Genomic DNA, 12,326 nt, shown 5'->3' on the forward strand with positions numbered 1-12,326 from the left:
CATAATATGGGGGTAGTCAAATAAATAACTGTACTTTGTTTCTTAATGCATTCATGGCGTGTAAATTTTAAATGTTATTGTTAAGTGTAAAAATCGTGCCGATGTTTGTTTGTTTCGACATGGCAAAGATTCGACAATAACTAAAACTTATTCGGTTAGTATTCAATTACTTTCGGTTGTAAATATTTGTAAACGTTTGTAAACGGATAATAAATTCCTTATATTTGTCAAAAAATATTTACATATGCCAAGTACAATACAGTCTATTGAATTAAGAAATTTAAAAATAGAGGATTATAAAGAATTAAAAAAATCAATGATTGAGTCGTATCCAGAAATGGCTGAATCATTTTGGAAAGAAGAACAATTAGAGACCTTATTAAAAATATTTCCAGAAGGACAATTGGTAATTGTTGTTGATGGAATTGTAGTTGGCTCTGCATTATCTATTTTAGTTACAGAAGATTTTGCATTCAAGACTAGAACGTACAAAAATATTACAGGTAATTATACTTTTTCAACTCATAACCCTTTAGGAGAAGTTATTTATGGTATTGATGTTTTTATCAATCCTAAATACCGCGGACTTCGATTAGGAAGACGTTTGTATGATGTTAGAAAAGAATTGTGTGAACAATTAAACTTAAAATCAATCATTTTTGCAGGTAGAATTCCATCTTACGGAAAATATAAGGATGAAATTACTCCAAAAGTATATATTGAAAAAGTAAAGAAAAAAGAAATATACGATCCTGTTTTATCATTTCAATTAAGTAATGATTTCCATGAAGTTCGTGTGCTTAAGAATTATTTAGAAGGAGATACGGAATCTCTTGAGTATGCTGTTCTGTTAGAATGGAACAATATTTATTATGATGACAGTCCAAAGTTAATTAACACAACCAAAAGTGTGGTGAGACTTGGATTAATCCAATGGCAAATGCGTTCATTAGCTAATCTAGATGCGCTTTTTGAACAAGCTGAATTTTTTATTGATACCGTTTCGGGTTATGGAAGTGATTTTGCTTTATTTCCAGAGTTTTTTACTGCGCCCTTAATGGCTGACTTCAACCATTTGTCAGAAGCCGAAGCGATTCGTGAACTTGCAAAACATACAGATGCAGTAAAATTAAAATTTCAAGAATTTGCGATTTCCTATAATATCAATATTATCACGGGTAGTATGCCTTTCATAGAGAACGAACATGTTTATAATGTTGGTTTTTTATGCAAACGTGATGGTACAAACGAAATGTATCGCAAAATACACATTACCCCAAATGAAATTTTCCACTGGGGAATTACAGGAGGAGACACGATACAAACCTTTGATACTGATTGTGGAAAAATAGGAATTGTCATTTGTTATGATGTAGAGTTCCCAGAACTTTCTAGGTTAATGGCTGATGAAGGAATGAATATTTTATTTGTCCCTTTCCTTACTGACACCCAAAATGGATATACACGAGTAAAACACTGTGCACAAGCAAGAGCCATTGAAAATGAATGTTATGTTGCCATTGCAGGTTGTGTAGGTAATTTGCCTAAAGTGAATAATATGGATATACAATACGCACAAGCAGCTGTATTTACGCCTTCCGATTTTGCGTTTCCAAGTAATGGAGTAAAAGCGGAAGCAACACCAAATACGGAGATGACTTTAATTGTGGATGTTGACATTAATCTTTTAAGAGAACTACACGAACATGGAAGTGTAAAAATCATGAAAGACAGAAGACACGATTTATATAGTTTGAAAAAAATATAATAAATGAAAAATTGTTTAGAATGTGGTGAGAAAATTGTAGGGCGGGAAGATAAAAAATTCTGTAGTGATGGTTGTCGCAATGCCTATAATAACAAAATAAACAAAGACAACAATAATTTTATGCGCAATGTTAATAATAAATTGCGCAAAAATTATCGCATCCTACTAGAACTTAATCCCGATGGAAAGTCAAAAACAACCCGAGCTAAATTACTTAGTAAGGGGTTTGATTTTGAATTTTTCACTAACATATTGAATACTAAAACAGGAAATACCTACTATTTCTTGTATGATCAAGGCTATATGCTTTTGGACAATGATTTCTATATGTTAGTTAAAAAAGATATTTAATACCACAACACCCCAAATCCCCCAAGTATGAAAAAAGGTTTTTCCTCCCTATTTTACATTTTGTTTATTCTTATTGTACTAGGAATACTTTATTTTACCATGATGCCACAATGGACTTCTAATGATGCCGTTCCACTATCTGAATTTTCAACTAATAGAGCTTTAACTCAAGTAGAAGCGATTTCAAAACAACCCCATTATGTAGGCTCGACCAATCACGAAAAAGTCGCTGAATACTTGCAACAAGAACTACATAAATTAGGACTAGAAACATCTATACAAGAAGGATATACCTTAACTGACTGGGGAAACTTAGTTAAATCTAAAAATATCTTAGCTCGAATAAAAGGGACTCAAAATACAAAAGCCTTATTATTGCTTACCCATTACGACAGTGCCCCACATTCGTCTTCTCGTGGCGCCAGTGATGCTGGTTCTGGGGTAGCTACAATTTTAGAAAGTGTACGTGCTTTTTTATATGCGAAAACACCTCATAAAAATGATGTTATTATTCTTTTTTCGGATGCCGAAGAATTGGGTTTAAACGGAGCCGCTCTTTTTGTAACAGAACACCAATGGGCAAAAGAAATTGGATTGGTTCTAAATTTTGAGGCGCGAGGTTCTTCAGGACCTAGTTACATGCTTATGGAAACAAACGGGGGTAACGCTGAGTTAGTAAAAGAATTTGCTGCTGCGGGGGCACCAATGCCAGTAACCAACTCTTTGATGTACAGTATTTATAAAATGCTTCCTAACGATACTGATTTAACTGTTTTTAGAGAAAAAGGAAACATTCAAGGGTATAATTTTGCATTTATTGATGATCACTATAATTACCATACCGCTCAAGATGATAGTAGCCATTTAAATAAAAACACATTGGCACATCAGGGAAGTTACTTGATGCCCATATTGCATTACTTTTCGAATGCGGACTTAAACAGCACTCAAATTGCAAATGACGATATCTATTTCACCATTCCTTACACCTTTATACATTACCCTTTTAGCTGGGTTTTACCAATGTTATTCATAGCATTACTTCTTTTTATGTTTTTAATTTTTATAGGAATTGCTAAAAGAATTTTAACTTTTTCAGAAATCATAAAAGGATTTGTCCCCCTTTTAGGTTCAATACTAACTGCTGGATTGGTGACCTTTTTTGGATGGAAAGGACTCTTGATGGTGTACCCGCAGTACACTGATTTACTCAATGGCTTTACCTACAATGGACATGCTTATATTGTTGCCTTTGTGTTATTAAGCTTGGCCATTTGTTTTGCATTTTATCAAAAATTATCTGTTAATAAAAGGACGATGAACCATTATGTAGCTCCTTTGTTCCTGTGGCTTGTTATTAATGGATTTATTGCTTTCTATTTACAAGGCGCTGGATTTTTAATTATTCCTGTATATTTTGGAATTTTTGTTTTTGGAATTTTTATCATCACACAAAAATCGAGTCTACTTTTAAACCTTATTTTAATTATCCCTGCTTTATTGTTGATTGCGCCCTTTATTCAAATGTTCCCTATAGGATTAGGGTTGAAAATTCTTTTTGGAAGTGCGATTCTTACGGCATTAACTTTTGCATTGTTATTACCAGTTTTTGGGACTTTTGTTAAAAAGGGAAGATGGGCAGTTGTCTTTTTATTACTTTCTATCGGATTTTTTGCGAAAGCACACTACGAATCAGGCTATGAAAAAGGCAAAGCCAAATCGAACAGTTTGGTTTACATTTATGACGCAGATAAAAATAAAGCCCATTGGGTTACCTATGATAAAAACCTAGATGTTTGGACTAAAAGCTATTTGGGTGAAAACCCAAAACATGCAACTTCTTGGGCTGAAACTCCGTTGTTCAGTAAATACGATTCTCAATTTACTTACGCCACGGAAACGCCTGTGAAAGAATTGGCAAAACCTACCATTGAATTTCTAAAAGACAGTGTAGGTGGAAATCACCGCTATTTTAAAATTAAAATCAGTCCCAATCGTACCGTTAATCGCTATGATATTTTTGCTAATGAAAAAATAGTATTTTATGATTTTAAAGCCAATGGAGCAAAACAACTAGAACAAAATGGATCAAAGATGAATCGCAACGGTAAGAAAATTCTAAGTTATTATGTAGTTAATAACGAACCGCTAGAGATGCAATTTGCCATAGATAAATCAGGGCTGTTTGATATGCAGCTTTTAGAAAGCTCTTTTGATTTAATGTCTAACCCATTATTTAAGATGACTCCAAGGGCGCCCTGGATGATGCCAACTCCCTTTGTTTTAAATGATGCTGTAGTGATTAAAGAAAGAATAAAACCCTCTCCTAAAGTGATTGAAGTTCCAATAATTATAGAGACAATTAAAACGGTCCAAAGAACGCCAGTTTTAAAAGTAAAGGATAGTTTAAGTGTAGAGCAATAATTCTATTTTTTAAATATTTATTTGATTTTAAAGTCTAAAATTAACCGCAAATTCACCAATTAAAGCTGTGAATTTGCGGTTTTTAATTTTAGAATAAAACTAAAAATGACACTAAAATTTTTATCGAAAATCCTTTCGATTTATACTACTTTTGTATTCTCTATTTAAGTTAAAAATGAAACAAATTAGCATTCTAGGTTGTGGTTGGTTGGGTTTGCCTTTGGCGAAAGCTTTAGTTGAAAAAAAATTTATTGTAAAAGGCTCAACAACTTCAGTAGAGAAACTTTCTACATTAGAAAATGCAGAAATTCAACCTTTTTTGTTGGCTCTTGAAAGCGAAAGCGTTCCTGATGCTATTCCTGCTTTTTTTGAAGGAAGTGAAACACTTATCATTGCCATTCCGCCCAAATTAAGAGGAAAGAACAAGGATTATTCGGATGCCAATAACAATTCATTTGTGAAAAAAATAGCAGGTCTTTTACCTTCACTCGAAAAGTCTTCTGTTCAACAGCTCTTGTTTATTAGTTCAACAGCTGTTTATGGCGAGGCCAATGCTGTAGTTGATGAACATACAAAACCGATACCCGTAACTGAAAGTGGCAAACAATTACTAGCAATAGAAGAATTATTAGTAGAGAATACTCATTTTAAAACGACCATTTTGCGTTTTGGAGGTTTAATTGGCAATGATCGTCATCCCGCCCGATTTCTAGCTGGGAAAGAAAATGTTGATAATCCTGAAGCACCTATCAATCTAATTCATCAAGACGATTGTATTGGTATTATCTTGAAAATTATTGAAACTAATATTTGGGGCGACACCTTCAATGCAGTTACTCCATTTCATCCTTCAAGAGAAGAATATTATACTCAAAAAGCATTAGAAGATAACTTAGTCCCACCACAGTTCAATCACGAAAAAGGGTCGGTAGGAAAAACGATATTAAGTGATAAATTAGAACAAACACTTCATTATTCATTTGCAATAAAACAGTTATAGAGTGATAAAAAAAATTCAAAATTCATTTTCAAATAAGATTAATGAAATTGGCTTGCCTATTCTAGCACTTTGTGTTGTGTGTTTTTTTTGGGGAACCACTTGGATTGCTTCAAAAGAAGGAGTGAAGCATATGCCTGCTTTGCAATTGGCAGGAATTAGACAGTTCATTGGTGGGTTACTTTATGTTTGTTTTTTTCTTTATAAAAAAGCACCTTGGCCTAAAGGGAAACAGTGGAAAACAATTATCATATTGAGTTTGCTTAATTTTGCATTGAGTAACGGTTTGAGTACTTGGGGAGTTAAATATATTAGTAGTGGACTGGGTGCAATTATAAATGCTGTTTTTCCTTTATGGATTGTGATTATTACTTTTTTTAGAGGAGAGAAATTAGCTAAACAGGCTATATTAGGTTTGATAGTAAGTTTTGGTGGTGTTTGTGTTATTTTTTACGATCATCTAACTGATTTCTTGCAGCCTGATTTCAGATTTGGAATTCTACTTTCAGTAATATCTACGATAAGTTGGGCTTTTGGAAGTTTATATACTAAGAAAAAAGCGGCCACTTTTAATCCTTATTTCAGCCTCGGATTACAAATGCTTATTTCCAGTATTTTCCTTTTGACGATTACTGGGGCAACAGGAACGGGGGTGAATATAACATCAATTCCAGTAAATTCTTGGTGGGCAATTGCATATTTGGTAATCATTGGATCGGTTATAACCTTTATTGCATTTATCTATATGCTACAAAAATTGCCGCCTGAAATAAATAGTATTTATGCTTACATTAATCCTATTGTAGCGGTGCTATTAGGTGCATTTATCTTTGGAGAACTACTTACAATGGCCATTGCTTTAGGTGGAGCAGTTACGCTTTGTGGCTTGTATATGGTGAATCATTCGATACGGAAGTCTCGTAAAATGGCATTAGAAAATAAATTCTAAAAATTAGTTTACTTATAGATACAAAAAAACCCAAGTTCTCACTTGGGTTTTGATTTTATAATACTTTTTCTTACCAGATTTTAACTCTTTTTTCGGGTTCAATATACATACCGTCTCCTTTTTTTATTCCAAATGCATCATAGAAAGCATCCACATTTTGGATAGGTACGTAAGCACGATACATTCCTGGAGAATGCGGATCCGTTTTTACTTGATTTTTTAAGGCTTCATCACGGGATTTAGTTCTCCAAACTGTTGTCCAAGCAATAAAGAAACGTTGTTGCGGTGTAAAGCCATCGATAAGACCTGGGTTTTTATTGTCTTTTAAGTACAATTGTAATCCATCATAAGCTGCATTCACGCCTCCCAAATCACCAATGTTTTCTCCCAAGGTAAATTTACCATCTACATGAACTCCTGGTAAAGGTTCTAAAGCACTGTATTGATCCGCAAGTGAAGTTCCTAGTGCAGTAAATTCTTTTAAATCATTAGCAGTCCACCAGTCTACTAGGTTTCCATCAGCATTGTAACGCGCTCCTGAATCATCAAATCCATGAGAAATTTCATGACCAATAACGGCGCCTATTCCGCCATAATTTACGGCTTCATCTGCTTGGTAGTTATAAAATGGAGGTTGTAAAATTGCTGCTGGGAAAACAATTTCATTATAAGAGGGATTGTAATAGGCATTTACCGTTTGTGGTGACATGTACCATTCCGTTTTATCTACTGGTTTGTATAGTTTGTCAATATCTTTTTGAAAGCTCCATCTTGCTAGATTTTTTGAATTTTCAAAATAACTACCACCATCAGTAACTGCTTTAATATCTAATTTGGAGTAATCCTTCCATTTGTCAGGATATCCAATTTTGATGGCAATCTTACTTAATTTTTCAATTGCTTTAACTTTGGTTTCTGCTGACATCCAAGTTAAATCATTAATTCGATTTTGATACGCAATAATAATGTTTCTAATCATTTTCTCCGCTTTTGCTTTTGCTTCAGCAGGAAACATTTTTTCAACGTATAATTTCCCTAAAGCTTCTCCCACAGATCCATTTACGGTTTGTAGTGCTCTTTCTTCTCTTGGTCGTTGCTTAATTGCACCAGTTAATGTTTTACCATAGAAATCAAAATTGGCTGATTCAATTGTAGTAGAAAGTAAGCTAGTAGATTTGTTTAATAATGTCCATTTCATGTATTCTTTCCAAGCTGTAACATTATTTTCTACAAGAATAGTTTGCAATGCTTTCATGTATTTTGGCTCTGAAACTATAACTGTGTCTAATTTTGTAAAACCAAGACCTGAAAAATAATTTCCCCAATTTATTAGCGGAGTTATTTTTTGTAATTGAGCAATAGTCATTGGATTGTATTGCAATCTTCCGTCTCTACGTTCTACTCTGTCTAAACGTGGTTTTGACAATTCAATTTCCAAGGCTAAAATCGCACTAGCACTTTCTTTGGCTTGCTCTGGAGTTTCTCCTATGAATTGTAGCATTCGAGCAATATGTAATTCGTATTTTTGTCTTTTTTCTTTCGTGTCTTTCTCTTCTGATGTATAATAATCTTTATCAGGTAACCCTAATCGAACTACTCCTAAGTTAAGTGCGTTTTTAGAACTGTTTTTATCATCAGCTCCTACACTTACTCCAAAAAAACCAAGGCCACCAATGGGTTCCATTTCAATCAATACTTTCTGAAGGTCTTGAGAGTTTCTTATTTTATCTATTTTGGCTAAGTAGGGTAATAATGGAATGATATCTTGTTTGTCTCTGTTGACTGTGTCTAAAATTGAATTGAAAAGATTAATCGCTTTTCCTTGATCTGTGTTGAACTTATATTTAGGATTTTTTGCAGCTTCTTTCAAAATGGCAAGTGCATCTTTATCCGTTTTTTTAAGTAATTCATTAAAACTTCCCCAAGAAGTTCTATCACTTGGAATTTCTGTTTTGTCTAGCCAAGCTCCATTTACAAATCTAAAAAAGTCATCATTTGACCGAATGCTTTTGTCCATATTTGAAACATTAATCCCAGGATTTTGATGTACCGGAACGTTTTGAGCCTGAATGGTCGCTAATCCAAAAATTGCAGGAATCGTAAAGAAAAGAGTGTTGTTGAAATATTTTTTCATTTTTATAATGGTTTAGACTGATACACAAACATATCAATAATATTTTAAATAAGATGTTAAAATTAACATGTAGTCGATGTTTTGTTAAATAATCTATTCAAAGGCTTTTTTTGAATAACATTATTTCTCCCAGTTATAATATAAATGGTTGAAAATTATAATACTAATTTTATTAGAAGAGTCGTTTTTCAACTTCTTTTAATAGGAAAACAACTGTTCTAAACAAAAAAATGACTAACTTTATTCTGCAAGAAGAACTTCATTCTTAGAAATAATTTAGCAGTATTGTGTCAAACTCAAATAGGAAATACGATAAAGCTATTTTTGAAAAAGATAAATTTAATAAAAATAGGGATTGACAACGTCTACCAACAAAATGCTCCAAAGTTGATGACTATTTAAAATGCAACTATAAACAAATATTTTATAGAGTTGGTCGAGATCTATCAGGCAAAACTGAAGTGACTATTTTAGTCAACGAATATCAATTAGTAATAAAAAAAGGAACGATGAAAAAGTCTTTATTTATTATATTGGTTCTCACAGTAAATATTGCATTTGCACAACAAATAGTAACTGGGGTAATAAGTGATAAAACAAACAGGCCTATTGAAAGTGTAAAAGTCAGTGTGAAAAATACGGCCCTAAAAACTTTTACAGATGCCGCTGGTAAGTATTCTATTGAAGTGCCAGAAACGTATAGTACCCTTGAATTCACTAAAGAAAACTATAAAGATCAAGTAGTCGAAATTACCAATAATGTTATAAACATAACTATGTCTTTGATTACTGATGTTGATTTATTTGAACTCAGTTTGGATGAACTAATGAATATTGAAGTGATAACAGCTTCGAAAAAACCACAGAATCAAAAAATTGCACCTGCAACAATTTATGTAGTCACCGAAAAAGATATTATAGAAAAAGGATATTATGATTTAACCAGTTTATTAGAAAACATTCCAGGTGTGGTCCCGATAAGAACTGACCATTTTACTTTTGGAGGACAACGAGGTTTTCTAAGTAATTTTTCACAAACACTACTGTTAGTCAATGGGAGAGAAATGCAAAATTTATTTGCTTCCGAGACTTTTATTTCAACACAATTTGCAACGCATAATATAAAGCAGGTTGAAATTCTGCAAGGTCCTGCATCAGCCCTTTATGGTGCAAATGCTTTGGTTGGTGTAATTAATATTATCACAAAAAATGACTCTTCTGATTTTAATAAAACGGAGTATCACACTGAAATTGGAACACAAGGAACACAATCTCAGAGTATTGTTTTTGGGAAAAATTTTGCTGATTTTCGTATTAGTGGTAGTTTTCGATATTTTCGATCTAACCTTTGGGATTACAAAGACTTTATAAAAGACACCGTAAATTTTAGACAAGCAGTTCCTACTAAAGCATTTCCTGTAAATCAAGAATTTAAAAAGAGAAGTTGGTCACTTCCTTATGCTGCCAAAATTTCTTACAAAGGGTTTTATGTGGGAATTGAAGGGTATGAGCTTCAAGGAAGTAAAGGACTTGAAAACATTTCATTAGATTACACAAATCAAAGTGATTTCCGTGAATTGGCCTTGTATTATGCAGGTGTTGAAAAAAACATTACAGCTAAACTTAAAATTAATTCAGAAATTCAATTTTATAAAGAAAGATTTTGGGGAGTGAACTACACTTTTGATAATGTAATCTATGACACTATGGTAAAAAACGGACATAATCCGGAATTTCCCCTTACTGAACAAGAAATTAAAGACAATTTTATGATGGCTTATTCACAACAATCGAGCTCGGGTTCAAAACGATATAAAGGAAATGTACAATTAGATTATGAACCGAGTCAAACGTTATCTATAATCGGTGGCTATACTTTTGATGAGTTTGATTTATTAGGTTTAGCTCTTTCTACAGAGCGATTAAACCCTAGTTTTGATGAAACACGTTCGATCGAAAATAGTATGCGTAAACCCTTTTTTCGTCAGTATAAAAACTCATTATTTTTACAATTGCAAAAAACACTATTTGATAAATTATACGTTACGCTAGGTGGACGATTTGACTATCACAATATTTATAAATCTATTTTTACCTTTCGTAGTGGTTTAGTTTACACCCCTTTTCAAAAAACGTCTATTCGATTTCTTTTTGGGCAGGCTTTCCGTGAACCTAATATTTTTGAACTGGGCGCTTCCTCAGTAAATAATGTTATTAACGAGCTTAATCCAGCTAAGATGAATACTTTCGAACTTGGAATAAATCAATCGTTTACAAGTAATTTGATAGCTAATGTTGTTGCCTATCGAAATACAGCAACAAATTTTATTGAGCCTACAGAAACGGGTGGTTTCGTAAATTCTGGTAAAATAATAAATGTCTTTGGTGTTGAGAGTCAATTATTTTATAAAACAGGAAAAATCAGAACCGAAATAAGTTATTCCTATGTTAGAAAAGATGCTGATGAATATGCAGGTGTTAGCACGGTAAATCTAGGTGTTTATCCACATAGAATAACTGGAGGCTTGACGTATAATATAACAGAGGACTTTACAGTCAATTCTAGAATAAATTATTATTCAGAAATAAAAGCAAAACACGGTAATAAAGACATTAATGAAATACTGACGATCCCCTCTTTTTCTAAAGTTGATCTGACATTTTCGTACACAAAAATAAAAGTCTATGATGTCGAAATTACTACACAATTGTTTGTTACTAATATGTTTAATTCCCAATTTTACCAACCCAATATAAGAATAGGCGGACCAAAACAATTTTTACAGCATGGAAGACAACTATTTTGCAATGTAATTGTTAAATTTTAACAACGAAAAAAAGAATTCAAGAATATGGATTTACAAAACAAGTTTTTTTTTGATATTTAAAATTGATTTCATTGTAGATTCTTTTTTAAAATTACCTTTTCGTATTTTTGCAAAAATTATTTTTTATGAAATCAATTTTCAGTAGATACCGAAAATTTTTAGGTGTTTTTGTTGTACTATCATCCATTATACTATATTTATTCTATACGGCCCTAAAACCAAGTAAAACACTTCCAATATTTAATCCTGCGGATGTAAATCCTGAACTAGTTGACAGTACGGTGCAGTACATTAGTAAGTACCATACTATTGCCGATTTCTCTTTTACAAATCAAAATGGGAAAACCATTACCCAAAAAGATTATGAAGGAAAAATATATGTGGCTGATTTTTTCTTTACTACTTGCGGTTCTATTTGTCCTAAAATGACCGCCAATTTATTTGATGTTCAAAAAGCCATTCTCAATAACCCAAAAGTAATGTTGCTTTCTCATACTGTATTTCCGGAGGTAGACAGTGTTGCTGCTTTAAAAGCCTATGCTATAAAATATGGTGTTAATGATAGCAAATGGAATTTAGTTACTGGTGATAAAAAGGAAATATACACGATGGCTCGAAAATCATATTTAGCAGTCAAAATGGGAAAGCCAAGTGAATTATACGATATGGTTCACACGGAGAATTTTGTGTTAGTAGATGCTAAACGAAGAGTTCGTGGTTTTTATGACGGTACTAAAAAAGAAGATATTCAAAAGTTAATTGAAGATATTAATTTTTTATCAAACCAATAATTTCTTTTTATTTCCTACTTGTAAAAGTAAAAAGAACAGTCTTGTTTTCAGAATTTTAATTTTCTTGGAATAAAGACAAAAATG

The 12,326-nt window shown here is 32.6% G+C and carries 8 protein-coding genes; 7 read left to right on the plus strand and 1 reads right to left on the minus strand.

The window, feature by feature from the left end; all coding sequences use genetic code 11:
• Nucleotides 1-244: 244 nt before the first annotated feature.
• The 5 genes from AB3G34_RS15020 (at nt 245) to AB3G34_RS15040 (ending at nt 6,489) form a co-directional block, all read left to right on the plus strand.
• Entirely contained in the window at nt 245-1,768 is a 1,524-nt protein-coding gene (locus AB3G34_RS15020; protein WP_367756404.1) for a carbon-nitrogen hydrolase family protein, read from the plus strand.
• 3 nt (nt 1,769-1,771) lie between these two features.
• Nucleotides 1,772-2,119: a hypothetical protein gene (locus tag AB3G34_RS15025; RefSeq protein ID WP_367772934.1), complete on the plus strand. Its 348-nt coding sequence runs from the start codon at nt 1,772-1,774 to the stop codon at nt 2,117-2,119.
• 27 nt (nt 2,120-2,146) lie between these two features.
• The gene (locus AB3G34_RS15030; protein ID WP_369752919.1) at nt 2,147-4,543 is read left to right on the plus strand and encodes a M28 family peptidase; all 2,397 of its coding nucleotides are present in this window, start codon (nt 2,147-2,149) and stop codon (nt 4,541-4,543) included.
• Nucleotides 4,544-4,718: 175 nt separating this feature from the next.
• A complete protein-coding gene (locus tag AB3G34_RS15035; RefSeq protein WP_367772936.1) occupies nt 4,719-5,543 on the plus strand; it encodes an SDR family oxidoreductase in 825 nt (274 codons plus the stop codon).
• A 1-nt stretch (nt 5,544) separates the two neighbouring features.
• Entirely contained in the window at nt 5,545-6,489 is a 945-nt protein-coding gene (locus AB3G34_RS15040) for a DMT family transporter (protein WP_369752920.1), read from the plus strand.
• A 70-nt stretch (nt 6,490-6,559) separates the two neighbouring features.
• On the opposite strand, the gene AB3G34_RS15045 is transcribed toward AB3G34_RS15040, so the two are convergent.
• Complete coding sequence (locus tag AB3G34_RS15045) at nt 6,560-8,623, minus strand: M13 family metallopeptidase (protein WP_367772941.1); 2,064 nt, start codon at nt 8,621-8,623, stop codon at nt 6,560-6,562.
• 509 nt (nt 8,624-9,132) lie between these two features.
• On the opposite strand from AB3G34_RS15045, the gene AB3G34_RS15050 reads away from it, so the two are divergent.
• Both AB3G34_RS15050 and AB3G34_RS15055 read left to right on the plus strand, forming a co-directional pair.
• Nucleotides 9,133-11,451: a TonB-dependent receptor domain-containing protein gene (locus AB3G34_RS15050; RefSeq protein ID WP_369752921.1), complete on the plus strand. Its 2,319-nt coding sequence runs from the start codon at nt 9,133-9,135 to the stop codon at nt 11,449-11,451.
• A gap of 125 nt (nt 11,452-11,576) precedes the next feature.
• A complete protein-coding gene (locus AB3G34_RS15055; RefSeq protein WP_367756416.1) occupies nt 11,577-12,242 on the plus strand; it encodes an SCO family protein in 666 nt (221 codons plus the stop codon).
• Nucleotides 12,243-12,326: the final 84 nt, after the last annotated feature.

The organism is Flavobacterium sp. WC2409, from assembly GCF_041200085.1.
Taxonomy (GTDB): Bacteria; Bacteroidota; Bacteroidia; order Flavobacteriales; family Flavobacteriaceae; genus Flavobacterium.

Excerpts from the sequence above, each read along its gene's own strand:
- AB3G34_RS15020 (WP_367756404.1), top strand. The coding sequence starts at position 245 with ATGCCAAGTACAATACAGTCTATTGAATTAAGAAATTTAAAAATAGAG.
- AB3G34_RS15025 (WP_367772934.1), top strand. The coding sequence starts at position 1,772 with ATGAAAAATTGTTTAGAATGTGGTGAGAAAATTGTAGGGCGGGAAGAT.
- AB3G34_RS15030 (WP_369752919.1), top strand. The coding sequence starts at position 2,147 with ATGAAAAAAGGTTTTTCCTCCCTATTTTACATTTTGTTTATTCTTATT.
- AB3G34_RS15035 (WP_367772936.1), top strand. The coding sequence starts at position 4,719 with ATGAAACAAATTAGCATTCTAGGTTGTGGTTGGTTGGGTTTGCCTTTG.
- AB3G34_RS15045 (WP_367772941.1), bottom strand. The coding sequence starts at position 8,623 with ATGAAAAAATATTTCAACAACACTCTTTTCTTTACGATTCCTGCAATT.
- AB3G34_RS15050 (WP_369752921.1), top strand. The coding sequence starts at position 9,133 with ATGAAAAAGTCTTTATTTATTATATTGGTTCTCACAGTAAATATTGCA.
- AB3G34_RS15055 (WP_367756416.1), top strand. The coding sequence starts at position 11,577 with ATGAAATCAATTTTCAGTAGATACCGAAAATTTTTAGGTGTTTTTGTT.